Consider the following 25819-nt stretch of genomic DNA (forward strand, 5'->3'; position numbering starts at 1 on the left):
TTCGCTGGAACGGAAGGTTGTCAGGCTGCTGGCCGCGGGAACAGGCCTAAAAGATGCATTACACACTCATCTTAATATACAGGAATCGATGAGTTTGTAACCTGAATGGATTTCAATCCCCTGCCGTGAGCAAACCCATTCCGACCTCGACTCGGTTGACTTCTGCTGAAGGCAACCTATCTGTTCGGTGGATGGCGTCGCGCAGCCGTACCGCTGCGCTGAGTAATTCAAGGGCTCGGTGTCAAGGGCTCGGTGTCAAGGGCTCGGCGTCGCCGCCCTTGGAATGCCTACAAGAAACCTCAGGCTCCCCATCAGAACGGCAGCTTGCCTCCGCCCGGCCCGCCCATGCCCGGCGGCAAGCCACCGCCACCCATCATGCCCTTCATGCCTCCGAGGCGGCGCATCATCTTCATCAGGCCACCGCCCTTCATCTGCTTCATCATGCCTTGCATCTGCTCGAACTCCTTGAGCAGACGGTTGACTTCCTGCACCTGCACGCCAGCGCCCGTGGCAATGCGGCGCTTGCGGCTGGCCTTCAGAAGCTCGGGTTTGCGGCGCTCCTGCGCCGTCATGCTGTTGATGATGCCTTCTTTGCGACGGATGTCCTTCTCAGCACGGTTCAAGTCGGCGTCGGTGGCCTTGGCGGTCATCTGAGTGGGTAGCTTCTCCATCAGACTGCCGAGGCCGCCCATCTGTTTCATCTGCTGAAGCTGGCCCAGGAAATCCTGCAAATCAAAACCGCTACCACTCTTGACCTTCTCGGCCAGCTTGCGGGCTGCTTCAATATCGACCCCCGTGGTGACCTGCTCGACCAGTGCCACGATGTCGCCCATGCCCAGAATGCGGCCGGCGTGCCGCTCGGCGTCGAACACTTCCAGGCCGTCGATCTTTTCCGAGACGCCGGCAAACTTGATCGGCGCGCCAGTAATCTGCCGCACCGACAGCGCGGCACCGCCACGCGAGTCGCCATCCATCTTGGTGAGCACAATGCCAGTCAGAGGCAGCGCGTCCTTGAAGGCTTTTGCGGTATTGGCCGCGTCCTGACCCTGCATGGCGTCGACCACGAACAGAGTTTCGACAGGATTCAGTGCGCCGTGCAACGCCTTGATCTCCTGCATCAGCGCTTCGTCAATCGCGAGACGGCCGGCAGTATCGACCAGCAGCACGTCATAAAAATGCCGCCGCGCATGATCAAGCGCTGAACGAGCGATGTCCAGCGGCTTCTGATCAGCCGATGAAGGGAACCAGTCGGCGCCAGCCTGCTGCGTCACGGTCTTCAACTGTTCGATGGCGGCAGGCCGGTAAACGTCGCCTGACACCGTCAGCACCTTTTTCTTGCGCTTCTGGATCAGATGACGCGCCAGCTTGGCCGTGGTGGTGGTTTTACCGGCCCCCTGCAGGCCCGCCATCAGGATCACAGCTGGAGGCTGCGCTGCCAGGTCAAGATCGGCCACGCCCTCGCCCATGGTGGCTGCCAACTCGCGGTTGACTATGCCCACCAGTGCCTGACCCGGCTTCAGACTGCCCAGGACCTCCTGGCCCATGGCCTTGTCTTTGACACGGGCGATGAAATCGCGCACCACAGGCAGAGCGACGTCGGCTTCAAGCAAAGCCATACGCACCTCACGCAACATGTCGGTTACGTTGCCTTCGGTGATGCGGGCCTGGCCAGATATCTTCTTGACCAGGCTGGAAAGTTTGTCGGTAAGGGCGGTAGCCATGGAGCGGAGTCACGCGCGGCAGCAATCGCGTGCAAAAAGCCGGAAGACGGAGAGCGACCCATCCCCGCTATTCGGGGCCTGAGCCAGTAAACTGTACCCATGATTTTAGCCAGCGCTTCTCCAGTCGGTATTTTGCTCGGTGCAGCGGCTGCATTGGCCTATGCAGTGCCGGCCTTGGCTGCCCGCTCCCTCGGAACCGTGAGTGCGCGGCGCGTATTGCTGCTGGCGTGGTGCCTGCACGGGGTGCAACTAGCCTGGAGTCTGCTGGGAGGGGCTCCCCGCTTTGGCTTCGCGCCCGCGCTGTCGGTCACAGTGTGGCTGGTATTGACGGCATATGTGGTGGAAAGCCAACTCTATCCTCAGCTTCGCGCACGCTGGGCGCTGGCTGGGTTTGGATCAGTGGCCATCGTGCTGGCACTGTTATTCCCCGGTGCGCAGTTGCCGGCCACCTCATCGCCATGGCTGCCGCTGCACTGGGCGCTGGGCATTGCGGCATACGGGCTGTTCGCCGCTGCTGTAGCTCATGGTTGGCTCATGACTCGTGCGGAGGCGCAGATGCGGCACGCCACCCCATCCCCTGAGGGTGGCGTACCCTTGCTCACGCTAGAGCGCCTGATGTTCCGCTTTGTCGGCGCTGGCTTCGTACTGCTTACCTTGACCCTTCTGGCAGGCACATTCTTTGGGGAGACGCTGTACGGCCTCACGCATACACAGTGGCGATGGGATCACAAGCGAGTCTTCACTGCGCTGTCCTGGGTGGTGTTCGCGGCACTCCTGGTGGGGCGCTCGCTCTGGGGCTGGCGGGGACGGCGCGCAGTGCGGGTGCTGTACGCAGGTGCCGGCCTGCTTCTGCTTGGCTATGTAGGCTCGCGCTTCGTGCTGGAAATGCTGGGGCGTGCCACATGAAACTCCTTATCTTGCTGGTAACGGTGCTCGCGGGCATCTGGCTGTGGAAGCGCGGAAGACGCTTGGCACAGCCTAAGGAGCCACCTCGTCCAAGTCGGAGTCGCGAAGTTCAACCCATGCTGAGTTGCCCGGTCTGCGGCGTGCACGTGCCCATGGCCGACGCAGTAAAAGGCAAGCGAAATAGCTATTGCTCGGTCGCACACCGCCGGCAAGCCGAGGGTTCATGAACCAGACTACGGAAACCTCCTCGTGGTTCGACGTGCTGCCCGGAATCAGGAGCCTGGCCGGACGCCAAGCCTCCATTGCTCCGAACTTGGACGAAGCCCAAAAATCCGGCTTCGCACGCTTGTGGGCCGCTTTCATGACCGCGCGAATCGCCATCGCCGTGGTGTTGCTGGTCCTGCATTTGAGCCTATACATATTGAGCGGCGCCGCGCCAGCGCTGCTCGTCGCCCTGAGCGCTGCTTATTTGGCCCTGGCATTGGCCGTTCGCCTGCTGGCCAAACCAAAGCAGCAGGGACGGGCTTTCGATGCGCAGTGGATTTATACCGTCGGTGCCGACCTCGCTTTCTTCGGCCTGATATACAACCAGGTAAACGTCAGCATCAATTTCTCGCCCCTACTGGCCCTGCCAGTGCTAACCGCCGCCATTTTGGGTTCCCGGGCGCTTGCGCTCGGCACCGCAACGCTGGCCGCGCTGATTTTGCTGGGGCGTGCTGCACAAACTGCAAGCTCCTCGGACTGGAGCAGTCGTAGCGAATGGTTGCAGGCAGGCCTTGTCAGTGGCGGCCTGCTGGTTTTGGCATGGCTTATAAGCTACCTGACGGCACGCCTGGCACGCGAAGAACGCACGGCGCGTCGCAGCCGGGCCGAAGTGCGGCAGCAGACGCTAGTCAACGAAATGGTGATCGAAACCCTCTCCGACGGCGTGCTGGTGGTGGATGCACAGCACATGGTGCACACAGCCAACCCTGCTGCGCGTCTGATGTTGGGGTCCGATCAAGACGTCACGCCACCTTTTTTCAACCTGGGGGACAACCCTGCGTGGAGCCAGCTGGCGCGAATCGCGGAGGCAAGTTTCACAGAAGGGGCGGTAGATTCAGCCAACGTCATCCTGCGCCATGCAGACCTGCAGAGCTCTCACTTGCAGGTCCGAACTCTGCTGACACCCCCATCGACGACGGCGGACAGAGTCTGTGCGTGATGTTCCTGCAAGACCAGCGCGAAATGGAGGCTCGCCTTCGCACGGAGAAACTGGCTGCCATGGGTCGTATGTCAGCCGCGATGGCGCATGAAATCCGCAACCCGCTGGCAACCATCAGCCAGGCCAATGCACTGCTGGAGGAAGACCTCACAAACGCGGCGCAGCGTCACCTGGCAGACATGGTGCGGCAAAACGCACAGCGACTGGCTCACATCGTCGATGACGTGCTGGCCATCGCCCGCGTTCAACACCAAGGCAGCGAGAGCCTCACTCAGTCGCTGGATCTCGACGAAAGCGCACAGTTCATCTGCCAAGACTGGGCCCAGCAAAACGATGGCGAAATCCTCCTGCGCATGGAGCTCCAATCGCCAGACGCGCACGTCGAATTCGCCCGCGAGCATCTGCGTCGCGTGCTGATCAACCTACTCGACAACGCATGGCGTTATGCGAGTCGCTCGGAAGGCTCGATCGAGGTGGCCACGCAAGCCGTGCGCGACGGCACAGTCATGTTGGCCGTATGGAGCGACGGCGCACCACTGGAGCCAACCGTCCGGCGCCATCTTTTCGAGCCCTTCTTTTCCTCGGAAAGCCGATCTACCGGCCTGGGCCTCTTTATCTGCCGCGAACTGTGTGAACGCCATGGCGCCGTCATCAGCTACGAACGCGCGCCGCGTCAGCGAAGTGGCGGCACCGTGGAAGGCAACGAATTTCTCGTCAGTTTCAGGCCCGCGCGCAACTCCCATTTGCGCCCACAGAGCCAGGAGAGGATTATTTGATGAGTTCCATGCCCCCCTTGCCAGAACCCGCCCGCGTCTTGGTCGTTGACGATGAACCCGATTTGCGCACACTCTACGAACTCACGCTGCTGCGAGAGGGGCATCGCGTCCAGGCGGCCGGCACCCTGGCCGAAGCGCGCGAGCAACTGGAATACCAGCAGTTTGACGTCGTCATCACCGACATGCGCCTTCCGGACGGCCTGGGCCTGGAGTTACTTCGCGAAATATCGGCAGCTCGGCGGCCGGAGCGCAGCATCATGATCACGGCATATGGCTCCGCAGAAAACGCGGTGGAGGCGCTCAAGTCCGGAGCCTTTGATTACCTGACCAAACCTGTTGATCTCAAGCAGTTTCGTTCCGTGGTGGCATCAGCGCTGCAGTCGCCCGTCGGAGCCCCTTTCGTACAGCCCATCACGCCGCCAGCGTCAACTGATTCCACGCCGCCCAACTCAACCGCAACTGCAGACGATCAAGGCACCAAGGCACTGGACCGGCTGGTAGGTGAATCGGTGGCGATGCGTGGGGTCAAGCAGCGCATCGTCAAGGTCGCCACGAGCATGGCTCCCGTGCTGATACAAGGCGAATCCGGTACCGGCAAGGAGCTTGTGGCCTGCGCCATTCATGCCTGCAGCCACCGTAACTCAGGACCTTTAGTGCCCGTCAACTGCGGCGCCATTCCCGAGAACCTCCTTGAGGCCGAGTTCTTCGGTGCACGCAAGGGCTCTTATACAGGGGCCGCACAGGACCGCGACGGCTTTTTTCAGGCCGCGCGAGGGGGCACCCTGTTTCTGGACGAAATTGGCGACCTTCCCCTCGCCATGCAGGCCAAGCTGTTGCGCGCCATCCAGGAGCGCCGCGTTCGCCCGCTCGGCGACACCCAGGAAGAAGCGGTGGATGTACGCATTCTCAGCGCCACGCACAAGGACCTGGCGTCGGAGGTGCAGGCTGGCCGCTTCAGGCAGGATCTGTTCTACCGCCTCAACGTGATCGAAATTGTCGTGCCGCCGCTTCGAGAGCGCCGGGAAGATCTGCCTGCGCTTTGCCAGGCACTGCTCACGCGAATCGCTTCAGATTCGAACGCTCCAGTACCCCCTCTTTCCGACCGACTGCTGCGAGAAGTCACCGAGGCGCCGCTGCGCGGTAACGTGCGCGAACTTGAGAACCTGCTGCATCGCGCAGTGGCACTAGGCGATGGACGCGAATGCGACCTTGACCCCCTGTCGGTCACACCATCTCCAACGCCCGCAACCGAGGTGGCAGACGCCATAGTGCCGGGTAGTGCTGCCCTCGTTGCCCAGGCCCACCTCATTCCAAGCGACCTGCAAGCCTGGCTCGACAACCAGGAAAAAGAAATGCTGGTGCGCGCCCTTGGAGAAACCGGCTTCAACCGCACAGCGGCGGCAGCCCGCCTGGGGCTCAATCTACGCCAGATACGGTACCGCATGGCGAGGCTGGGCATCACGGGCCCAGGTGGCGATGACTCAGGCGAATGAAGCCTTGTGGCAGGAGGGCTGGTACCGACACGCACGCGTACTGGCCTCACCGAACTTCGGCCCTCGCCCCCCGGGGGTCGACATCAGCCTGATCGTGATTCACTCCATCAGCCTGCCACCCGGCGAGTTTGGCGGTGAACAGGTGCAAGCGCTCTTCACAAACCGCCTGGACTGGGATGAACACCCCTATTTTCAGAAGATCCGCGGTATAGAGGTGTCGGCTCATTTCTATGTGCGCCGCGACGGCGCCTTGTGGCAATTCGTCAGTTGTGACGAGCGCGCCTGGCATGCCGGCGCCTCCAGCCACAAGGGCCGAGACAACTGCAACGATTTTTCGATTGGCATTGAACTTGAGGGCATCGAGGGTGGCACATTCGAACTCATGCAATACGAGACCCTCGCCAGTCTTTGCTCCGCGATCGAAGCCTGCTACCCGATCAATGCCGTGACCGGCCACGAACACATCGCGCCGGGCCGCAAGCAAGACCCCGGCCCCGGCTTCGATTGGGCTTCGCTGCAAGACAACCTGGCCTGGCCAGCCGAGCGCTTCCCCCTTCCCTGACTCTCCCCTCGCTGAGTTCCCGGTGTCACACCAGAGTCCCACTGGTGCGACTCATCCCTGCCTGCTGCGCGAAGGCTTGACCAAAAAAATGCTCACGGTGCAAGCCTGGGGAGCTTTTTTGAGAATTACAATTTGCACTACCTATAGTGGTTGAATAAAAATCAAACACTATATATAGTGTGCCTCACACGCCGCGTCGATCAACAAAACTCATAAATCCATCGGCCGCGCCTCTTTTCTCCCGACACAACAACAGCTTACAGAGAGGATCTCATGCAATCCGTCCATGGCACCGCGCCTGCGCTCGCCCTCCGCACTCATGCCACTCCGTCACATCACATTGAGAACCCCGGCACCGGCATCGCGCTGACCAGCTATCAGATCATTCGTCGTAATGGCGCCGTCGTGGCGTTCGAGCCCAGCAAGATCGCAGTGGCCATGATGAAGGCCTTTCTCGCCGTCCATGGCACGCAAGGTGCCGCCTCCGCCAGTGTGCGCGAAGTGGTCGATGGCCTGACGCAAATTGTGGTCCGCGCACTCATGCGCTCAAGACCTGGTGGTGGCACCTTCCACATCGAAGATGTGCAAGATCAGGTTGAACTCGGTTTGATGCGCAGCGGCCATCATGAAGTGGCCCGCGCCTACGTTCTCTATCGGGAGCGACGCGCCCAAGAACGCGCGCAGCAGAAAACTGAAGCCGCTGCGCAAGCGCCTTTGCTGCACGTCCTGGACAAGGGAGAGCGAGTGGCGCTTGATCTGGCCGGCCTGAAGGCATTGATCGACCAAGCATGCGCCAACCTGAGCCCCGACGTCAAAGGCGATCCGATCATGGCGGAGACGCTGCGCAACCTCTACGACGGCGTGCCCGTGGAAGAGGTCTACAAGGCCGCCATCCTGGCCGCCCGCACATTGATCGAGAAAGAGCCGGACTACACCTACGCCACTGCGCGCCTGTTGCTGCACTCTATTGCCAAGGAAACCCTGGGCGAGACCGTCAGCTTGACGCAACTGGGCGAGCGTTATGCGGAATATTTTCCGCAGTTCATCAAAAAAGGTATTGAAGGCGACCTGCTGGACGAGCGCCTGGCGCAATTTGATCTGGCGCGCCTGGGGGCAGCCCTCAAGCCCGAGCGCGACTTGCAGTTCGACTACCTGGGTCTGCAAACGCTCTATGACCGCTACTTCCTGCACCTGCGCAAGACCCGCATTGAATTGCCGCAGGCCTTTTTCATGCGCGTGGCCATGGGCCTGTCATTGAACGAGATCGATCGCGAAGCGCGTGCCATCGAGTTCTACGAAACCCTCTCCTCGTTCGACTTCATGAGCAGCACCCCCACGCTGTTCAACAGTGGCACGCTGCGCTCACAGTTGTCTTCCTGCTACCTGACCACCGTTCCAGACGACCTCGACGGCATCTACGAATCGATCAAGGAAAACGCCCTCCTCTCGAAGTTCGCCGGAGGCCTTGGCAACGACTGGACGCGTGTCCGTGCCTTGGGCAGCCACATCAAGGGCACCAATGGCGAATCTCAGGGCGTGGTGCCGTTCCTCAAAGTGGTCAACGACACTGCAGTGGCTGTCAACCAGGGTGGCAAGCGCAAGGGGGCTGTCTGCACCTACCTTGAGACCTGGCACCTGGACATCGAAGAGTTTCTGGAGCTTCGCAAAAACACTGGGGATGACCGCCGCCGCACCCATGACATGAACACCGCTAACTGGATCCCGGATCTGTTCATGCGCCGAGTGATGGAAAAAGGCGAGTGGACACTCTTTTCCCCTTCCGACGTTCCCGACCTGCATGACAAGTTCGGCACCGAATTCGAGAAAGCCTACACCGCTTACGAAGAACGCGCGCGCCGTGGAGAGATCCAACCCAGCAAGACCCTGGCCGCGAACGATCTGTGGCGCAAGATGCTCTCCATGCTGTTCGAAACCGGGCACCCCTGGATCACCTTCAAGGACGCCTGCAACGTGCGCAGCCCGCAGCAGCATGCCGGCGTCGTGCACTCGAGCAACCTCTGCACCGAGATCACGCTGAACACGAGTGACACCGAGACTGCAGTTTGCAACCTGGGCTCGGTCAACCTGCTGCGGCACCTGAAAGACGGCGGCATCGACCACGCGAAGCTCCAGCGTACCGTGACCACGGCCATGCGCATGCTCGACAACGTGATCGACATCAACTACTACGCCGTCAAGAAGGCCCGCGATTCCAACCTGCGCCACCGCCCGGTAGGCCTGGGCATCATGGGTTTCCAAGACGCGTTGTATGAAATGCGCATTCCCTACGGCTCGCCAGAGGCCGTGGCATTCGCTGACCAGTCCATGGAGGCTGTGTGCTACCAGGCGTACTGGGCATCCACCGATCTGGCTGCCGAGCGCGGCCGCTATTCCAGCTACCGTGGCTCGCTCTGGGACAAAGGCATTCTGCCGTTCGACACGATCGACCTTCTGGCGCAGGCGCGCGGCACAAACTACGTGGAAGTCGACCGCTCGTCCACCCTCGACTGGGATGCGCTGCGCCGCAAGATCGCCCAAGACGGCATGCGCAACTCCAACTGTGTGGCGATTGCACCTACAGCCACCATTTCCAATATTGTTGGAGTCGATGCCTCCATCGAACCTTGCTTCGGCAACCTTTCGGTGAAGAGCAACCTTTCTGGCGAGTTCACCATCATCAACCACAACCTGGTCAAGGATCTGAAGCGACTGGGTTTGTGGGACGACGTCATGGTGATGGATCTCAAACACTTCGATGGCTCACTCGCTCCTATCGACCGCGTGCCCGACGGCATCAAGCAGCTTTACGCCACCGCATTCGAGATCGAACCGCAGTGGCTGGTGGAAGCCGCCGCGCGCCGTCAGAAATGGATCGACCAAGCGCAAAGCCTGAACATCTACATGGCAGGCGCATCCGGCAAAAAGCTAGACGAAACCTACAAGCTCGCGTGGCTGCGCGGCCTGAAGACCACGTATTACCTGCGCACCACCAGTGCCACGCACGCCGAGAAATCGACCGTGCAATCAGGTCGTCTCAATGCGGTTTCCTCCGGCGCGGGATCTTCAACTGCCACATCCATGAAGCCAGCCGCCAACACTGCGCAAGCATCGCCAACCGAGTCATTCGACACCCCCGCCACCGACATCAAGTTCTGCGCCATTGATGATCCAGGTTGCGAAGCTTGCCAATAAGCATCGAAGTCAGACCTCAACACAGCCGTGGCGATGCCACATAACAACAAAAAAACGGCAGCAACGAACGCGAACACTTTTCAATTCACGTCGTTGCTCCCATAATTGAAGCATTGGAAATTTCTATGTTGACCTGGGACGACGAAGCAAGGCCTGCACTGCAACCTGCCCTGCAACCTTTCATGCCAAAGCCAAGCGACGAACGCAGCGTTGGCAAGGGTGCCCTCTTCGCTGCTCAAAACCCTGCTGCTCAACTTTCAGCCGCTCAGTCTTTCGCGGCCGTCTCTGAATCGCAGCCAAAGCAGCGGACCACGTCCAGCATGCGCCGCGTCAATGCCGCAGACAAGCGCATCATCAACGGCCAGACAGACGTCAATCAGCTCGTACCGTTCAAGTACAAGTGGGCCTGGGAAAAATACCTCGCCACATGCGCCAACCACTGGATGCCGCAAGAGGTCAACATGACCCGCGACATCGCCCTCTGGAAAGACCCGAACGGCCTCACCGAAGACGAGCGTCGCATCATCAAGCGCAACCTGGGCTTCTTCGTCACCGCAGACTCGCTGGCCGCCAACAACATCGTGCTGGGCACCTACCGCCACATCACGGCACCCGAATGCCGCCAGTTCCTTTTGCGCCAAGCCTTCGAGGAAGCCATCCACACCCACGCCTACCAGTACATCGTCGAATCGCTCGGCCTCGACGAATCGGAAATCTTCAACGCCTATCACGAAGTGGCGTCCATCCGCGACAAGGACGAATTCCTCATACCGTTCATTGACGCCATCATGGATCCGCGCTTCGAGACCGGCACCCATGAGGCCGATCAGACTTTGCTCAAAAGCCTGATTGTCTTCGCGTGTCTGATGGAGGGCCTGTTCTTTTATGTGGGCTTCACGCAGATCCTCGCCATGGGACGGCAAAACAAGATGACTGGTGCCGCGGAGCAATACCAATACATCCTGCGCGACGAATCCATGCACTGCAATTTCGGCATTGATCTCATCAACCAGATCAAGCTTGAAAACCCAGGTCTGTGGACGCCAGAGTTCAAGGCCGAGATCAAGGGGCTGTTCGAGAAAGCCGTCGCACTCGAATACCGCTATGCAGAGGACACCATGCCCCGTGGGGTGCTGGGTCTGAATGCCTCCATGTTCAAGGGATATCTGCGCTACATCGCCAATCGGCGCGCCACGCAGATCGGCTTGGACCCGCTTTTCCCTAACGAGGAAAATCCGTTCCCGTGGATGAGCGAGATGATCGATTTGAAGAAAGAGCGCAACTTCTTTGAGACTCGTGTCATCGAGTATCAATCAGGTGGCGCTCTTTCCTGGGACTAAACCTAGGAACAGGTACTACCGTGGGTTCAACTTTTCGCAGCATAACAACTTCGCGCCCAGTCGCGCGAGGAGTGCTGCACCCGTGTTCATGGCGCTGGGGCTTCAAGCTCCAGCGCCATGAATCGCTTCGTGCGTTCAACAGGCGCGGAGCGTTCCCTGTTGATAGTTCAACTTGATCAAGGAGAAAAACATGGCAACTGCGAAGAAAGCGGCCGCGAAGAAGGCCCCAGCGAAGAAAGCTGCTCCAGCTAAAAAGGCAGCTCCAGCTAAAAAGGCGGCACCCGCCAAGAAAGCTGTAACCGTGGCTAAGAAAGCCGCGCCAGCCAAGAAGGCGGCACCAGCTAAAAAGGTAGCGCCCGCTAAAAAGGCTGCACCTGCCAAGAAAGCCGTAGCCGTGGCGAAGAAAGCCGCGCCGGCCAAGAAGGCAGCTCCAGCCAAGGCAGCAGCACCAGCCAAAAAAGCGGCACCGGCCAAGAAAGCTGTAGCGAAGAAAGCTGCACCGGCCAAGAAAGCCGCACCAGCGAAGAAAGCCGCACCAGCTAAAGCGGCAGCTCCCGCCAAGAAAGCGGCGCCAGCGAAGAAAGCCGTAGCCAAAAAAGCATCGGCACCTGCCAAGAAGGCTCCGGCTAAAAAGGCAGCAGCGAAGAAGGCGCCCGCCAAAAAGCCTGCCCCTTCAGCGCAAACCACCCTCAATCCACAGGCAGCGTGGCCTTTCCCCACGGCAAGCAAACCCTGAGATTGATGCCCTCTGTCTTAACTGGCCGATAAAAAAGCCCGGCACTTTAAAAGAGTACCGGGCTTTACTATTTCAACCAGGTTCCAATTCAACCTGTCAGATCTGCAGCGTCCAGGCTGTAGTTCTGTGGCCCACGTGAAGCGATCTTCAGCGCGCCAATTTTGTTGCCGAGAGCAGCGCACTGCTTCAACGACCAGCCTTGTTCGAGCCCGTGGAGTAGCGCGCCACGCCAAGCATCTCCACAGCCTGTGGGATCAACCACGGCGCTCGCCAACTCCCCAGGCATGTGGAATCTCTCCCCCTGCTCCCATATCTCACAGCCCTCACCTCCCAAGGTGACGACCAGCCCCCGCACACGGCGCGACAATTCCGGTAAATCGATGCCCATGCGATCGCAAAGCATTTTGCCCTCATAGTCATTCACGGTGACCCAGGTGGCCAACTCCACGAAGTGTGCGAGTTCTTGGCCATCGAACATCGGCAAGCCCTGCCCTGGGTCAAAGACAAAGGGAATGCCTGCCGCATGGAACTGCTCGGCGTGCTGCAGCATGGCCTCCCGGCCGTCTGGGGAAATGATGCCCAGCCTGATGTCGTCACGCGGGGTAATCTGCGTGATGTGGGCCTGCATCATCGCGCCCGGATGAAAAGCGGTGATCTGATTGTTGTCCAGATCGGTCATGATCATCGCTTGCGCGGTATAGGTATCGGACACCTCCCGAACGAAATCCGTCGAGATGCCGAACGCCCGCAGGCGCTCCAGATAGTCGCCACCATCATTACCCACTGTGGCCATCGGCAATGGGGTGCTGCCCAGCAGACGCATGGCATAAGCGATGTTACCGGCGCACCCACCGAAATCGCGACGAAGAGTCGGCACCAGGAAGGACACATTCAATATGTGCAGTTGCTCCGGCAAAATCTGGGCCGCAAAGCGCCCCTCGAAGCTCATGATGGTGTCGAATGCGAGAGAGCCGCAGATCAGGGTGGCCATGAAGTAGTTTGAGTTTTTCTAAAGCAAGGGAGTTGATTATGGATAAAAGGCTGTCAGCCGATAACCCACGATCGCGGAGGGATCAGACGCTTCCACCGACACCGCGCTGGAGCCGTTGAACTCCCCTTGCGCACTCAAGGTCTGCGGGGCAGACATCTCATCGGCACTGACCACCCGGCGCAGCAAGACCTGATCCTGCGCATCGGTAAGGATCAACTCCAGCGAGGGCGGAGCCACAGGCAGATCACCATTGTTTCGCAAGCTGACGTTGAGCCTAAAGCTGTCGGACGCCACGCGCTGGAAGCTCGAGCCGTCAATCACGATGGCGCTCAAGTTACGGTAGGGAGAAACAATGCAACCCATGGGGCGGCAAATGCTTTCAAGAAGTGGCGCAAGGCGTGGTTCTGTCGCGGCCAGCCAATTCCGCTGAGCAACGGCCCATTGCAGGCCCAGTCCCAACACCAGCAACGTCAGGACCAACCACAACACCACGCGTACACCGCGCGATCTGAAGAAGGCCCGACGGCGGGCTTGTTTCACGAAGGAAGGAACCGGCTCCGTACCCGGAACAGTCTCGTCAGCCGAGAGCGATCCAACTCCGGATTCGGCCCGCGGCCACCAGCGCTCGTCGGTGGGGTCCGTGGAGTCAGGCGCATCAGGAGAGTCGGTATTGCCCGGGGTTACGGATACACGTGGTGAATCGGGCTCCTCTTGCCGCGCTTCATCCAACTCCAGGTGCACAGGCTCCCTGGGGCTAGTGGAATTTTGTATCGCTGCCTGCAAATGGGCGGGAGGTATCCATATTCTCTCTGCCGGCAGAGCAGACTCATCCGCCACTGATAGATTTTCCGGGGCATATCCGTCGCTCAGCCCTGTTTGGGCACGCTCCTCTTTTTCCACTTCGGCGAGCCCTGTGGCTGTTGCCAGGCGCGCCGACAAAGCATCGTCGATCGGCGGCGCATCTACAACTTGGGCATTCTGACGGTCTGGACCCTTTCGCGGAGCTGGACTATCTGTCAGGAGTCGTGCATCCTCAGTGGGAGCCGAACTGCTTTGGTCGCGTGGACTGCCCGTGCCCTCTGCAAGCTCCGTGTCCAACACACCGACTTCGGCGTTCAGGCTAGCCCCTTCGCTGAAGGCACCAAACGGGCCAACTTCCCCCTTCGGGACGGGCTCAAACGGCTCCAGCTTCCCTTCGGATTCTGATGGGCTAGAGCCTGCCGGGAAATCGTCAGTGAAAATGTCTGTGCCTGACCGCGAAACCGCCGAAGCCACTCCTGCTTCTGCCAGTGTCGCAGGTGCAGGTGCAGAAAATGGGTCCAGCGACTCCAAGTTGCGGCCATCGGCCTCAGACAGCATCTGCGACGGGGCGTCGAAGACCTCGCCGCACACTCCGCAACGAACCCAGCCGGCGGAAATGCGCAACTGATCGGGCACGACCTTGAACATGGTCGCACAAGCAGGGCAACGCGTGATCAAGCTCATGTAGCGGAGGATTCTAAGCGCGTCTAGTCGATTTTCCTGCAGCGCTGCCCGCGACGCCCAGGGTTGACCTGCACAACCCGCGCGCAGGGACGTTGAACACGCTCCAAGAACGCGTTCACGTTAGTGAGTTCGCTCTTCTTCCCACGAGCAACACCCACCCATCCAGGGTGTCTGCCACTTGCAGTTCGATAAAAGGCTTGTAAACTTCCTGGAGCTCAGCGATCTGCCTCTCGAGTACGCCTGCAAGCACCAGTGCTCCACCGGGCGCCACGTGGCTGCACAGCAGGGGAGCCAGCACCTTAAGCGGTGTTGCAAGGATATTGGCAAGCACCACACCGTACAGGCCCTGCGCCTTGTCTGGCAACCCAGCGGTCAGCGAAACACCGTTGGCTTGCGCGTTGCACTCGGTGGACGTGACTGCGGCCTCGTCGATATCTACCGCATCAATGGACGCAGCGCCATGCAACGCCGCGCCAATGGCCAAAATGCCAGAGCCGCAACCGTAGTCGAGCACGCGCTGTCCAGCCATGGGCTCGCCAGCGATCCAGCGCAAACACATACGGGTGGTCGGGTGCGTACCGGTTCCGAAGGCCAAGCCTGGATCAAGGCGAATGATGCGCACAGCCTGAGCCGGCGGCTCATGCCAGGTGGGAACAATCCAGAACTCCGGCGTAATTTCTACCGGAGCGAACTGCGACTGCGTCAGGCGCACCCAGTCTTCATCCGGCACCGCCGCCACGGATTGCACCGCACAGCCACTGAAGAAGTCCTGTGCAGACAGCAACGCGGCCGCCTCCTGAGCAGCTGCCTCAGCCCCGAACAAGGCCACCACGCGCGAGCGCTCCCAGCTGCTGGCTGGAGGAGGCATGCCAGGTTCACCAAACAGAGCGTGCTCGGACTCAGTGTCCGCATCGGCATCTTCCACAGACACGCTGAGCGCGTCCAGAGCCTCCAGAGCGTCGCAGATCGGCTCTACGCGCTCCTCAGGACAAATCAGGCGCAACTCGAACATCATCGCTGGTGATCACTCAACCACTTTTCAAGGTAGTGGATGTTGGTGCCCCCGGCAATAAAGTTAGCATCTACCATCAACTCGCGGTGCAGCGGAACGTTGCTGCTGATACCCTCGATCACGGTCTCCGCCAGAGCGGTCTGCATGCGAGCGATGGCCTGTTCACGCGTGTCGCCGTGAACAATGATTTTCCCGATCATCGAGTCGTAGTTAGGCGGCACAAAGTAGTTGTTATAGACATGCGAGTCCACCCGCACACCAGGGCCGCCTGGCATGTGCCACATGGTCACTCGTCCGGGCGAGGGTGTGAACTTGAACGGATCCTCTGCGTTAACCCGGCATTCGATCGCGTGCCCCCTGATCTGGACCTGGCGCTGTGTGAAAGGAAGTTTCTCGCCCGCAGCCACCATGATCTGAGTGCGCACAATATCAACACCCGTTACCCATTCGGTGACGGGATGCTCCACTTGAACACGCGTGTTCATTTCAATGAAATAAAACTCGCCGTTCTCGTAGAGAAACTCAAACGTACCCGCGCCCCGGTATCCGATTTTTTTGCACGCCGCCACGCAGCGCTCGCCGATGCGCTCGATTTGGCGCCGCGGAATACCAGGTGCCGGCGCTTCCTCGATGACCTTCTGGTGACGTCGCTGCATGGAGCAATCGCGCTCACCGAGATAAACCGCATTGCGATGCTTGTCGGCGATGACCTGAATCTCGATATGACGTGGGTTCTGGAGATATTTCTCCATATATACAGCTGGGTTGCCAAAAGCAGCACCCGCCTCCGCCTTGGTCATCTGCACGGCGGCCAGCAGCGCAGCCTCGGTGTGCACCACGCGCATGCCACGCCCGCCACCACCACCGGCAGCCTTGATAATGACCGGATAGCCCACAGACTTGGCCAGACGCTTGAGCGCGGCCGGGTCGTCGGGAAGTTCACCTTCAGAACCAGGCACGCAAGGCACGCCCGCCTTGATCATGGCTTGCTTGGCCGACACCTTGTCGCCCATGATGCGGATCGACTCTGGCGTGGGCCCAATGAACTGAAATCCGCTCTTTTCAACCCGCTCGGCAAAATCGGCGTTCTCGCTCAGGAAGCCGTATCCGGGGTGAATAGCCTCTGCATCGGTGACCTCGGCGGCAGAAATGATCGCAGGCATGCTCAGGTAGCTCTGGCCCGATGGGGCCGGACCTATGCAAACCGCCTCTTCCGCCAGGCGAACATATTTGGCATCGCGGTCGGCCTCGGAATACACCATGACCGCCTTGATGCCCAACTCGCGGCAGGCCCGCTGCACACGCAGGGCAATTTCGCCGCGATTGGCGACCAGTATCTTTTTGAACATCAGCTCTCCAGAGCTTACTCAATCACGAACAGCGGCTGACCGTACTCGACGGCTTGCCCGTTCTCACCCAGGACCTTGGTAATGGTGCCGGACTTGTCGGCTTCGATCTCATTAAGGATCTTCATAGCTTCGATGATGCACACCGTATCGCCTTCCTTCACCTGATCGCCCACTTCCACGAAAGGCTTGGCGCCTGGGCTGGCAGATCGGTAGAACGTGCCTACCATGGGCGACTTGACAACAAAGCCGGTCTCAACCGGTACGGTCGCGGTAGCCTCTTGCGGCGCAGTCGCGGCCTGCGCGGCCGCAGGCGCCACTTGTGCGGGCGCTGGAGCCTGGGCATACACAATTGGCTGCGCCATCGCCGGACCACCCTTGACGATGCGGACCTTGCCTTCTGCCTCGGTGATTTCCAACTCGGAGACGTTGGACTCTGACACGAGGTCAATCAGGGTTTTAAGTTTTCGCAGATCCATGAAAAGAACACTTCAAGAAGAAACTCGGCGAATTTACATCAATTTCCGACAATTTCGTCGAATTAACAATATTTCGCCGCAATTTGATTTAAGGAGCACACAAGATGACGCTTAGATTCGGGCACGCCAAGCCGCGAGATCGGACTCCTGCAACTGCCCTATCTTACGCTCAGTCGCGCGCCCATCCCGCCCAAACACCACGGTGAAGGGCAATCCTCCAGCGTCGTTGCCAAGGGAACGCGCCAGTTCCGTCCCCTCCATGCCTGCCATGCCAACCGGAAAATCCAGTGGTGAACGTGCGAGGAAACGCCGAACAGACTCAACCTTGTCGACGGCCAAAGCCACCATTTGCCAGCCGTTACCTCGATTTTCACCATAGAAGCGGTTGAGCATAGGCAACTCCTCCACACAAGGCGGGCACCAGGTCGCCCAGAAATTCACAAGCAATGGGCGACCACGCATGGACCCCAATGCAAGCGGCTCCGCGCCTTCATCGGGCGTCGGAAAGCTCAAACCCCAAAAATTATCGGGTTGGCGATCGTGCGGCTGAAACCGCTGCCATGCCACACCAGCACCCACCCCGGCGGCCGCCACGCCTACGGCCCCAGCCAACAACCAGCGTCGCCGTTCGCCGGAGGGGGCTGGATTCTGCTTGGGTGAATTACTCATGCGTTGGATGCCTCCAGCAACTTCCTTACCGCCTTGATATCCCCGCGCGGTGCGCGCGCATCGGCGCCACGCGGCAGCAGTGCGCCGCGCAAGTCATTGTGGTCATGAATCATGAGGTGAATACCGATCATTTCGCCCAGTTCAGGGCAGTTACTCGAAAAGCTCAATGCCTCGACCGCCTCTCCACGAAAGCCACGCACGGTGCGGGCTTCGTAGGCAATGCGGTGATCAATGAGCGCTATTTCAGTCGATTTGGAATCGTCGCAAAACAATTGCAGATGAATATCGGACAAGCGTGTCGCCGTTCCGTTCCATACTGCACCGGTCAAATGGGGGCGAAACTCGGCGAGGCGCTCCATCCAGAGCAACGCCAGCTGGCGCAGGGCAGCCAACTCTGCCGGCTGGGTGTCGCCGCAAAAAAGCGCCAAGTAAGCACGCACTTCGCTCTCAAGCATTTCATTGTCGGGCAGTGCGGTTCGAGCAGAGGCACCCAATATTTTCTGCGCACGGCGCTTGGCCGGGCCATATTCCAGCCCCTCCTCCACCACGAGGCGTGCGGCCGCTGCGGCGATTTCCTGTGTCAGGGTTTCCATGGGGTGTATTTTGCCTTGGCGACACCAACCATTGCTCTTGCGTGGAATCAAGAGACCCGCCTGAGAAGGCGGCCACAGCCCCCTTGCAGCCCTGGCAGACCAGGCCCTGGCACACCCTCTGTTGAACCGTAGAATCACCCCATGCACATTCATATCCTGGGCATTTGCGGTACCTTCATGGGCGGTGTCGCCGCGCTGGCTAGAGAGGCCGGGCACACTGTCACCGGCTGCGACTCCGGCGTCTATCCACCGATGAGCGACCAATTGCGCGCACTGGGCATCGAACTGATCGAGGGCTACGGTGCGGACCAGTTGTCGCTCAAACCAGATGTCTTTGTGATCGGCAACGTCGTCAGCAGAGCACGTCTCGCAAACGGCACCCCAAAATTTCCATTGATGGAAGCCATCCTGGAGGATGGCGCTCCCTATACTAGTGGCCCGCAATGGTTGCTTGAGAACGTGCTTCAAGGTCGCCACGTGATGGCCGTTGCCGGCACGCACGGCAAAACCACCACCACCTCCATGCTGGCCTGGATCCTCGAGAGTGCCGGACTGAACCCAGGATTTCTCGTCGGCGGAGTGCCGCTCAACTTTGGCATTTCCGCCAGACTGGGTGGCTCCGCGCCCACCGATGGGCAACGCGCTCTTTTCGTCATCGAAGCGGACGAATACGACACGGCCTTTTTCGACAAGCGTAGCAAGTTTGTGCACTACCGCCCGCGCACGGCGGTGCTCAACAACCTCGAATTCGATCATGCAGACATCTTTGACGATCTTGCTGCCATAGAGCGCCAATTCCATCATTTGATCCGCACCGTACCCCCGTCCGGTCGCGTCGTTTTCAATGGGCTTGAAGAAAGCCTCACGCGCGTGCTGTCACAAGGCTGCTGGAGCGAACAGCGGAGCTTCGGCAGCGCCGTGAGCGATTTCACTGCTGAAGGTGAGGCATCGAGCTTCGAAGTGTTGCACCAGGGTCAGCCTGCGGGGCGTGTGGATTGGGCATTGTCCGGCGTGCACAACCAACTCAACGCTTTGGCCGCTATTGCGGCCGCCGAGCATGTTGGCGTAACGCCTCAGGACGCCGCCACGGCGCTGAGCGCCTTCCAGAACGTTCGCAGGCGAATGGAAATTCGCGGCAGCGTGCAGCGCGAGGGCGGCGCCTTCACCGTGTATGACGATTTCGCGCACCACCCCACCGCCATCCGTACAACTGTAGACGGCTTGCGCCGCCAACTGGATGCTGCGGGCAAGACGAGCGATCGCATCCTGGCGATTTTCGAACCGCGCAGCAACACCATGAAGCTTGGCACCATGAAAAACCAGCTCCCCTGGGCGCTGGAACACGCAGACCTGGCTTTTTGCCACTCAGGCGGACTGGACTGGAATGCCGCCGACGCACTGACGCCCATGGGCGAGCGGGCAAAGGTAGTGGGCAGCATCGACGAACTGGTCAAGAATGTGCTGACCAATGCACAGCCAGGAGACCATTTGCTGTGCATGAGCAATGGCGGCTTCGGAGGCGTGCACGAAAAACTGCTGAAAGAGTTGGCGTCCTGAGGCCCTCGTTTTCTCGAGCTTAGCCGGCACTTCGGCAGCCGGAGTTCACAAAAAACAGACTCAGAACGATACGGTCATCGTCCGCAAATCCACAGCCACCACGGGTTTCGCCAGCGCGACGCTGGCGGCACGTGCAAACTCATGCCCCCACTGGTCGTCATTGAGTCGGCGCTGACCCGCCTCACGCGCCACCACCAACACCTTATCGGCCAGCAGCAGCTTCCCAGTAGGCCGCAACGGCGCGGCACCAAACTCTGAGAACCGCGCGTCGAGCCAGTCGCGGCCCTCCTGCTGACTCATGGGTTGAACCGAATCAAGCGGAAAGCGCCACTCAGTACGCTCGTCCAGTACAACACGAACTTCACTTTGCATGAAAGGTCTCCGTTCTGAAGGGTGCCAGGCGCGTTGCGCCGGCAAGCTCCAGCGAAAGTGTAGCCTGCCGAAAGCCGTTTTTGCAGCCTTCTTGGCTTATTCGCATTGCACTGACCATGACGGGGGCAAAAAAGGAAACGCTTGGGATAATTGGCCACCAGCGAATCCAAATGCGACAACCTCTCAGGCGGCCTTCTGATGCGCTCTGCGTTCGCGCACCGCCTCAGCCAGCACACTCAGCACGGTCTCCGTGCCCTCCCAGCCGATGCAAGCGTCGGTGATGCTCTTACCGTACTCCAGTGCATTCACATCATCCTTGCCTGGCGTGAATTTTTGTGCCCCGGCATGGATGTGGCTCTCGATCATGGCGCCAAAGATGCTGTGCGACCCGCCGCGAATCTGGGCCGCCACGTCATTCGCGACGTCGATCTGGCGCTCATACTGTTTGCTGCTGTTGGCATGGCTGAAGTCGACCATCAGCCTTGGGGCCAGTTTGGACGCCTTGAGCTCCCCACAAGCGGCCTCGACGCTGGCAGCGTCGTAGTTGGGCGCCTTGCCGCCTCGCAGGATAACGTGGCAATCCTTGTTACCGTCGGTGTGCACAATGGCCACCTGCCCGTTTTTGTGCACAGACAGAAAGTGATGGCCACGGGCTGCCGCCTGAATGGCGTCTGTGGCGATCTTGATGTTGCCATCGGTACCGTTCTTGAACCCTATGGGGGCCGAGATACCTGATGCCAACTCGCGGTGAACCTGGCTTTCAGTGGTGCGCGCCCCGATCGCGCCCCAACTGATCAGATCCCCGATGTACTGCGGCGAAATGACGTCCAGGAATTCGCTTCCAGCCGGCATTCCGATGCGATTGATGTCAATCAAGAGCTGCCGCGCAATGCGCAACCCTTCATCGATGCGGTAGCTTTCGTCCAGATAGGGGTCGTTGATAAGTCCCTTCCAGCCGACGGTAGTGCGGGGCTTTTCGAAGTACACACGCATCACGACCTCTAGCGCATCCGCGTATTTGTCGCGCAAGGGCTTCAGCCGGCGAGCGTAATCCAGCGCTGCCTGAGGATCATGTATGGAGCAGGGGCCAATCACCACGAGAAGGCGATCATCTTTACCTCGAACCATCTGGCGAATGCTCTTGCGAGTTTCAGCAATCAGCGATTCAACGGGGGTTCCCCGGATCGGGAAGAACCTGATCAAATGCTCTGGAGGCGGCAACACGGTGATTTCCTTGATACGTTCGTCGTCTGTCTGGCTGGTGCGATCCTGAGACGCTTGCCACGTACCGAGTGGGGACTGGACTGCTTTGGCATTCATGATTCCGGAGACTCCTTGATTTGTAATGGCTCTGATATCTGAAAAGGCATAAAAAAACCGCCGGGCTCGAAGCGTCGGCGGTTTCTGTCGGGAGGTTGCGCGCAGCTACACGTTTGCCTCTCGTCCGCCTAGGACAGAGAACCAAAAGTAAAACCAAAACGCAGTACGCAATTTCATGATTGCAATCACTTTAGCACATCGCCGATGACCATTCGGTGAAAATTCGGTTGCTCAGGCGTTCGACGTTGCGCTGCAGCATCGTTCCTTCCCAAAACACCTTCTTCAAGCCGTGCCACCCACCGTCAGCCCGTCGATACGCATGGTGGGCTGTCCAACGCCCACGGGCACACTCTGCCCCTCCTTACCGCAGGTACCGACGCCGGAGTCGAGACGCATATCATTGCCAATCAGGCTGATTTTCTTCAGCGACTCGGGCCCACTGCCCACAATGGTGGCGCCCTTCACTGGGTATTGAATCTTGCCGTTTTCAACCCAGTAAGCCTCACTCGCCGAGAAAACGAACTTCCCGCTGGTGATGTCGACTTGCCCGCCGCCGAAATTGGTGGCGTAAAGGCCCTTCTTGATGCTGGCCACAATTTCGCCGGGATCCTTGTCTCCACCCAGCATGTAGGTGTTGGTCATGCGCGGCATGGGAATATGCGCATAACTCTCCCGACGTCCGTTGCCGGTAGGCTTGGAATTCATCAAGCGCGCATTCAGGGAATCATGAATGTAAGCCTTCAGAATGCCGTCTTCGATCAGAACGTTGCGCTGTGTTGGATGGCCTTCATCGTCGACGTTCAAGCTGCCTCGCCGATCGGGAATGGTGCCATCGTCCAGCACAGTGACGCCCTTGGCCGCTACCCGCTGGCCGATTCTTCCGCTGAAGGCGCTGGAGCCCTTGCGGTTGAAATCGCCCTCAAGGCCATGCCCGACTGCCTCGTGCAGCAACACACCGGGCCACCCTGGGCCAAGCACCACGGTCATCTGCCCTGCAGGGGCAGGACGGGCCTCCAGATTGGTCAGCGCGGCGCTGACGGCTTCGTCCACGTAAGTGCGGATCTGAGCATCGTCAAAATAGCCCATTCCCAAGCGACCACCGCCGCCAGCAGAACCCACCTCACGCCGACCATTCTGCTCCGCTATCACGGTGACAGAAAGCCGAACCAATGGGCGCACATCTGCCGCAATCGTACCGTCCAGGCGGGCCACCATGACAACATCGTACTCGCCTGCAAGGCTGGCCATGACCTGCACGACACGAGGATCCTTGGCGCGCGCCCATTGCTCGGTCTTCTCGAGCAGAGCAACCTTGGCCGTACTATCCAATGTAGAGATCGGGTCGAGATCGGGGTAGAGCGAACGGCTGCGTGCGAGCTTGCTGCGTGGAACTTTCACGCGACGCCCCTGCGCCGCCGAAGCAATGGAACGGACCGTCATGGCCGCATCTGTCAGAGACGCCGATGAAATGTCATCCGAGTAGGCAAATGCGGTTTTCTCCCCGACGACGGCACGGACACCGACGCCTTGGTCTATGCTGAAGCTGCCGGTCTTGACAATGCCTTCTTCCAGGCTCCAGCCTTCGGAGCGGGTGTACTGAAAGTAGAGATCGGCATCGTCTACCTTCTGCTCGGCAATCAGGGCAAGTGTCTTTGCAAGCTGGCTTTCGTCCAGCCCAAAAGGCTCTAGCAGCAATGCCCTCGCAGTGGCCAATCGCTCAATGGTGATGTCGCGTGAAATCATGAGTCATTGTAGCTAGTGGCGGGGCTTTTAGTCGCATGCAGGGCCAAGGGCGCGTACAAAGACCGCGGTGTAGCGCAGCCCTGGCTGCTTTTATGTTTGCCCCAAATACAAAACCCCCAGTCAAATTCATGACTGGGGGTATTGCTGCTGTAATAGCCTGACGATGACCTACTTTCACACGGGAATCCGCACTATCATCGGCGCTAAGGCGTTTCACTGTCCTGTTCGGGATGGGAAGGAGTGGTACCACCTTGCTATGGTCATCAGGCATAACTGGTTGCTTTACTGACTTGTGGTCAATAAGGCGAATTCATAGAGTTTGGAATCAGCTTGGATGATTTGATTGCGCCCTTGGCATAACTGGTCTGATCGATTGATCAAAGTTATAGGGTCAAGCCGCACGAGCAATTAGTACTGGTTAGCTTAACGCATTACTGCGCTTCCACACCCAGCCTATCAACGTCCTGGTCTAGAACGACTCTTCAGGGGGCTCAAGGCCCCGGCAGATCTTATCTTGAAACGAGTTTCCCGCTTAGATGCTTTCAGCGGTTATCTCTTCCACACTTAGCTACCCTGCGATGCCACGGGCGTGACAACAGGTACACCAGCGGTGTGTCCACTCCGGTCCTCTCGTACTAGGAGCAGGCTTTCTCAAATCTGCAGCGCCCACGGAAGATAGGGACCAAACTGTCTCACGACGTTTTAAACCCAGCTCACGTACCTCTTTAAATGGCGAACAGCCATACCCTTGGGACCGACTACAGCCCCAGGATGAGATGAGCCGACATCGAGGTGCCAAACACCGCCGTCGATATGAACTCTTGGGCGGTATCAGCCTGTTATCCCCAGAGTACCTTTTATCCGTTGAGCGATGGCCCTTCCATTCAGAACCACCGGATCACTATGTCCTGCTTTCGCATCTGCTCGACTTGTCAGTCTCGCAGTTAAGCACGCTTATGCCATTGCACTATCGTCACGATGTCCGACCGTAACTAGCGTACCTTCGAACTCCTCCGTTACGCTTTGGGAGGAGACCGCCCCAGTCAAACTGCCTACCATGCACTGTCCCCGATCCCGATAAGGGACCCAGGTTAGAACCTCAAACACACCAGGGTGGTATTTCAACGTTGGCTCCATGCAGTCTAGCGACCACACTTCAAAGCCTCCCACCTATCCTACACAGATCTGTTCAAAGTCCAATACAAAGCTACAGTAAAGGTTCATGGGGTCTTTCCGTCTTTCCGCGGGGAGATTGCATCATCACAAACATTTCAACTTCGCTGAGTCTCAGGAGGAGACAGTGTGGCCATCGTTACGCCATTCGTGCAGGTCGGAACTTACCCGACAAGGAATTTCGCTACCTTAGGACCGTTATAGTTACGGCCGCCGTTTACTGGGACTTCGATCAAGAGCTTGCACCCCATCAATTAATCTTCCAGCACCGGGCAGGCGTCACACCCTATACGTCCACTTTCGTGTTTGCAGAGTGCTGTGTTTTTAATAAACAGTCGCAGCCACCAATTTTTTGCAACCCGTTCATGCTCAGTTGTTCACCTCACACTAAAAGGGCACACCTTCTTCCGAAGTTACGGTGTCAATTTGCCGAGTTCCTTCTCCTGAGTTCTCTCAAGCGCCTTAGAATACTCATCTCGCGCACCAGTGTCGGTTTGCGGTACGGTCGTGTATAGCTGAAGCTTAGTGGCTTTTCCTGGAACCCCGTTCAGTCACTTCATGGACAAGTCCACTCGATCGGCAGCCTCGGTATATGACAAGCGGATTTGCCTACCTGTCGCCTACATCTGCCTAAACCAGAATCCAATCACTGGATGACCTATTAGAATCCGTCCCCACATCGCACTATACATCGGTACAGGAATATTGACCTGTTTCCCATCAGCTACGCATCTCTGCCTCGCCTTAGGGGCCGACTCACTCTACGCCGATGAACGTTGCGTAGAAAACCTTGCGCTTACGGCGAGCGGGCTTTTCACCCGCTTTAACGCTACTCATGTCAGCATTCGCACTTCTGATACCTCCAGCAGTCTTCTCAAACCACCTTCACAGGCTTACAGAACGCTCTCCTACCACGCACAGTAAACTGTGCATCCGCAGCTTCGGTAACTGGCTTAGCCCCGTTACATCTTCCGCGCAAGACGACTCGATCAGTGAGCTATTACGCTTTCTTTAAATGGTGGCTGCTTCTAAGCCAACATCCTGACTGTTTTAGCCTTCTCACTTCGTTTCCCACTTAGCCCGTTTTAGGGACCTTAGCTGGCGGTCTGGGTTGTTTCCCTCTTGAGTCCGGACGTTAGCACCCGGTGC

21 protein-coding genes and 2 rRNA genes (1 of these 23 cut by a window edge) are annotated in these 25819 nt (G+C 58.9%); 10 read left to right on the top strand and 13 right to left on the bottom strand.

What is annotated here, in order from left to right; genetic code table 11:
- Nucleotides 1–311: 311 nt before the first annotated feature.
- Nucleotides 312–1721: a signal recognition particle protein gene (gene ffh / locus AAAK34_RS17345; protein WP_231697914.1), complete on the bottom strand. Its 1410-nt coding sequence runs from the start codon at nucleotides 1719–1721 to the stop codon at nucleotides 312–314.
- Nucleotides 1722–1820: 99 nt separating this feature from the next.
- Between ffh and AAAK34_RS17350 the strand changes: the two genes are divergently transcribed.
- The 9 genes from AAAK34_RS17350 to AAAK34_RS17390 all read left to right on the top strand — a co-directional run bounded on the left by AAAK34_RS17350 (nucleotide 1821) and on the right by AAAK34_RS17390 (nucleotide 11930).
- Nucleotides 1821–2627 (top strand): cytochrome c biogenesis protein CcsA, encoded by an 807-nt coding sequence (locus tag AAAK34_RS17350; RefSeq protein ID WP_231697915.1) that lies wholly within the window; start codon nucleotides 1821–1823, stop codon nucleotides 2625–2627.
- On the top strand, nucleotides 2624–2854 hold the full coding sequence (locus AAAK34_RS17355; protein WP_431777509.1) for a PP0621 family protein: 231 nt from the start codon (nucleotides 2624–2626) through the stop codon (nucleotides 2852–2854). The genes AAAK34_RS17350 and AAAK34_RS17355 overlap by 4 nt, the downstream gene beginning before the upstream one ends.
- A complete protein-coding gene (locus tag AAAK34_RS17360) occupies nucleotides 2851–3831 on the top strand; it encodes a PAS domain-containing protein (protein WP_431777510.1) in 981 nt (326 codons plus the stop codon). The genes AAAK34_RS17355 and AAAK34_RS17360 overlap by 4 nt, the downstream gene beginning before the upstream one ends.
- Nucleotides 3831–4607, top strand: coding sequence for a sensor histidine kinase (locus AAAK34_RS17365; RefSeq protein ID WP_431777511.1), 777 nt, complete (start codon nucleotides 3831–3833; stop codon nucleotides 4605–4607). The genes AAAK34_RS17360 and AAAK34_RS17365 overlap by 1 nt, the downstream gene beginning before the upstream one ends.
- Nucleotides 4607–6100 carry a sigma-54-dependent transcriptional regulator gene (locus tag AAAK34_RS17370; RefSeq protein ID WP_431777512.1) on the top strand — a complete coding sequence of 498 codons (1494 nt, stop codon included), beginning with the start codon at nucleotides 4607–4609 and terminating at the stop codon, nucleotides 6098–6100. Before AAAK34_RS17365 ends, AAAK34_RS17370 begins: the two co-directional genes overlap by 1 nt.
- On the top strand, nucleotides 6084–6662 hold the full coding sequence (gene ampD, locus AAAK34_RS17375) for a 1,6-anhydro-N-acetylmuramyl-L-alanine amidase AmpD (protein WP_231697917.1): 579 nt from the start codon (nucleotides 6084–6086) through the stop codon (nucleotides 6660–6662). The genes AAAK34_RS17370 and ampD overlap by 17 nt, the downstream gene beginning before the upstream one ends.
- A 273-nt stretch (nucleotides 6663–6935) precedes the next feature.
- Complete coding sequence (locus AAAK34_RS17380) at nucleotides 6936–9854, top strand: ribonucleoside-diphosphate reductase subunit alpha (protein WP_231697918.1); 2919 nt, start codon at nucleotides 6936–6938, stop codon at nucleotides 9852–9854.
- A gap of 125 nt (nucleotides 9855–9979) precedes the next feature.
- A complete protein-coding gene (locus AAAK34_RS17385; RefSeq protein WP_231697919.1) occupies nucleotides 9980–11194 on the top strand; it encodes a ribonucleotide-diphosphate reductase subunit beta in 1215 nt (404 codons plus the stop codon).
- A gap of 190 nt (nucleotides 11195–11384) precedes the next feature.
- Nucleotides 11385–11930 (top strand): histone, encoded by a 546-nt coding sequence (locus tag AAAK34_RS17390; RefSeq protein ID WP_231697933.1) that lies wholly within the window; start codon nucleotides 11385–11387, stop codon nucleotides 11928–11930.
- Between the two features lie 88 nt (nucleotides 11931–12018).
- Here AAAK34_RS17390 and AAAK34_RS17395 read toward each other — a convergent pair whose 3' ends face one another.
- The 7 genes from AAAK34_RS17395 to AAAK34_RS17425 all read right to left on the bottom strand — a co-directional run bounded on the left by AAAK34_RS17395 (nucleotide 12019) and on the right by AAAK34_RS17425 (nucleotide 18505).
- On the bottom strand, nucleotides 12019–12921 hold the full coding sequence (locus tag AAAK34_RS17395) for a carbohydrate kinase family protein (RefSeq protein ID WP_231697920.1): 903 nt from the start codon (nucleotides 12919–12921) through the stop codon (nucleotides 12019–12021).
- A gap of 36 nt (nucleotides 12922–12957) precedes the next feature.
- Nucleotides 12958–14406 carry a DUF3426 domain-containing protein gene (locus AAAK34_RS17400; RefSeq protein ID WP_231697921.1) on the bottom strand — a complete coding sequence of 483 codons (1449 nt, stop codon included), beginning with the start codon at nucleotides 14404–14406 and terminating at the stop codon, nucleotides 12958–12960.
- Nucleotides 14407–14521: 115 nt separating this feature from the next.
- Nucleotides 14522–15418, bottom strand: a complete 897-nt coding sequence (gene prmA / locus AAAK34_RS17405; protein ID WP_231697934.1) for a 50S ribosomal protein L11 methyltransferase — start codon at nucleotides 15416–15418, stop codon at nucleotides 14522–14524.
- Nucleotides 15418–16767 carry an acetyl-CoA carboxylase biotin carboxylase subunit gene (gene accC, locus AAAK34_RS17410; RefSeq protein WP_231697922.1) on the bottom strand — a complete coding sequence of 450 codons (1350 nt, stop codon included), beginning with the start codon at nucleotides 16765–16767 and terminating at the stop codon, nucleotides 15418–15420. The genes prmA and accC overlap by 1 nt, the downstream gene beginning before the upstream one ends.
- A 14-nt stretch (nucleotides 16768–16781) precedes the next feature.
- A complete protein-coding gene (accB, locus tag AAAK34_RS17415) occupies nucleotides 16782–17243 on the bottom strand; it encodes an acetyl-CoA carboxylase biotin carboxyl carrier protein (RefSeq protein WP_231697923.1) in 462 nt (153 codons plus the stop codon).
- A 111-nt stretch (nucleotides 17244–17354) separates the two neighbouring features.
- Complete coding sequence (locus tag AAAK34_RS17420) at nucleotides 17355–17912, bottom strand: TlpA disulfide reductase family protein (RefSeq protein ID WP_231697924.1); 558 nt, start codon at nucleotides 17910–17912, stop codon at nucleotides 17355–17357.
- The gene (locus tag AAAK34_RS17425; RefSeq protein WP_231697925.1) at nucleotides 17909–18505 is read right to left on the bottom strand and encodes a hypothetical protein; all 597 of its coding nucleotides are present in this window, start codon (nucleotides 18503–18505) and stop codon (nucleotides 17909–17911) included. Before AAAK34_RS17425 ends, AAAK34_RS17420 begins: the two co-directional genes overlap by 4 nt.
- Before the next feature lie 141 nt (nucleotides 18506–18646).
- Here AAAK34_RS17425 and mpl point away from each other — a divergent pair, with 141 nt between their 5' ends.
- On the top strand, nucleotides 18647–20062 hold the full coding sequence (gene mpl / locus AAAK34_RS17430) for a UDP-N-acetylmuramate:L-alanyl-gamma-D-glutamyl-meso-diaminopimelate ligase (protein WP_231697926.1): 1416 nt from the start codon (nucleotides 18647–18649) through the stop codon (nucleotides 20060–20062).
- Between the two features lie 60 nt (nucleotides 20063–20122).
- Here the strand turns inward: mpl and AAAK34_RS17435 are convergent, their stop codons facing one another.
- From AAAK34_RS17435 to AAAK34_RS17455, 5 genes are all read right to left on the bottom strand, one after another.
- Nucleotides 20123–20434: a hypothetical protein gene (locus AAAK34_RS17435; RefSeq protein ID WP_231697927.1), complete on the bottom strand. Its 312-nt coding sequence runs from the start codon at nucleotides 20432–20434 to the stop codon at nucleotides 20123–20125.
- 183 nt (nucleotides 20435–20617) lie between these two features.
- A complete protein-coding gene (locus AAAK34_RS17440) occupies nucleotides 20618–21754 on the bottom strand; it encodes a 3-deoxy-7-phosphoheptulonate synthase (protein WP_231697928.1) in 1137 nt (378 codons plus the stop codon).
- A 282-nt stretch (nucleotides 21755–22036) separates the two neighbouring features.
- The gene (gene tldD / locus AAAK34_RS17445; protein WP_231697929.1) at nucleotides 22037–23497 is read right to left on the bottom strand and encodes a metalloprotease TldD; all 1461 of its coding nucleotides are present in this window, start codon (nucleotides 23495–23497) and stop codon (nucleotides 22037–22039) included.
- A gap of 155 nt (nucleotides 23498–23652) precedes the next feature.
- Nucleotides 23653–23765: ribosomal RNA gene (gene rrf / locus AAAK34_RS17450) — 5S ribosomal RNA — on the bottom strand.
- A 119-nt stretch (nucleotides 23766–23884) separates the two neighbouring features.
- Nucleotides 23885–25819: ribosomal RNA gene (locus tag AAAK34_RS17455) — 23S ribosomal RNA — on the bottom strand (it continues 942 nt past the right edge of the window).

Origin of the sequence: Ottowia caeni (genome assembly GCF_050821495.1) — a bacterium.
Taxonomy (GTDB): domain Bacteria; phylum Pseudomonadota; class Gammaproteobacteria; order Burkholderiales; family Burkholderiaceae_C; genus Ottowia; species Ottowia caeni.

Coding starts and splice junctions, on each gene's coding strand:
- AAAK34_RS17380 (WP_231697918.1), top strand. CDS start 6,936: ATGCAATCCGTCCATGGCACCGCGCCTGCGCTCGCCCTCCGCACTCAT.
- AAAK34_RS17350 (WP_231697915.1), top strand. CDS start 1,821: ATGATTTTAGCCAGCGCTTCTCCAGTCGGTATTTTGCTCGGTGCAGCG.
- AAAK34_RS17365 (WP_431777511.1), top strand. CDS start 3,831: ATGTTCCTGCAAGACCAGCGCGAAATGGAGGCTCGCCTTCGCACGGAG.
- accB (WP_231697923.1), bottom strand. CDS start 17,243: ATGGATCTGCGAAAACTTAAAACCCTGATTGACCTCGTGTCAGAGTCC.
- AAAK34_RS17370 (WP_431777512.1), top strand. CDS start 4,607: ATGAGTTCCATGCCCCCCTTGCCAGAACCCGCCCGCGTCTTGGTCGTT.
- AAAK34_RS17395 (WP_231697920.1), bottom strand. CDS start 12,921: ATGGCCACCCTGATCTGCGGCTCTCTCGCATTCGACACCATCATGAGC.
- AAAK34_RS17420 (WP_231697924.1), bottom strand. CDS start 17,912: ATGAGTAATTCACCCAAGCAGAATCCAGCCCCCTCCGGCGAACGGCGA.
- AAAK34_RS17355 (WP_431777509.1), top strand. CDS start 2,624: ATGAAACTCCTTATCTTGCTGGTAACGGTGCTCGCGGGCATCTGGCTG.
- AAAK34_RS17435 (WP_231697927.1), bottom strand. CDS start 20,434: ATGCAAAGTGAAGTTCGTGTTGTACTGGACGAGCGTACTGAGTGGCGC.
- AAAK34_RS17440 (WP_231697928.1), bottom strand. CDS start 21,754: ATGAATGCCAAAGCAGTCCAGTCCCCACTCGGTACGTGGCAAGCGTCT.
- AAAK34_RS17390 (WP_231697933.1), top strand. CDS start 11,385: ATGGCAACTGCGAAGAAAGCGGCCGCGAAGAAGGCCCCAGCGAAGAAA.
- tldD (WP_231697929.1), bottom strand. CDS start 23,497: ATGATTTCACGCGACATCACCATTGAGCGATTGGCCACTGCGAGGGCA.
- prmA (WP_231697934.1), bottom strand. CDS start 15,418: ATGTTCGAGTTGCGCCTGATTTGTCCTGAGGAGCGCGTAGAGCCGATC.
- AAAK34_RS17425 (WP_231697925.1), bottom strand. CDS start 18,505: ATGGAAACCCTGACACAGGAAATCGCCGCAGCGGCCGCACGCCTCGTG.
- accC (WP_231697922.1), bottom strand. CDS start 16,767: ATGTTCAAAAAGATACTGGTCGCCAATCGCGGCGAAATTGCCCTGCGT.
- AAAK34_RS17385 (WP_231697919.1), top strand. CDS start 9,980: ATGTTGACCTGGGACGACGAAGCAAGGCCTGCACTGCAACCTGCCCTG.
- ampD (WP_231697917.1), top strand. CDS start 6,084: ATGACTCAGGCGAATGAAGCCTTGTGGCAGGAGGGCTGGTACCGACAC.
- ffh (WP_231697914.1), bottom strand. CDS start 1,721: ATGGCTACCGCCCTTACCGACAAACTTTCCAGCCTGGTCAAGAAGATA.
- AAAK34_RS17360 (WP_431777510.1), top strand. CDS start 2,851: ATGAACCAGACTACGGAAACCTCCTCGTGGTTCGACGTGCTGCCCGGA.
- mpl (WP_231697926.1), top strand. CDS start 18,647: ATGCACATTCATATCCTGGGCATTTGCGGTACCTTCATGGGCGGTGTC.
- AAAK34_RS17400 (WP_231697921.1), bottom strand. CDS start 14,406: ATGAGCTTGATCACGCGTTGCCCTGCTTGTGCGACCATGTTCAAGGTC.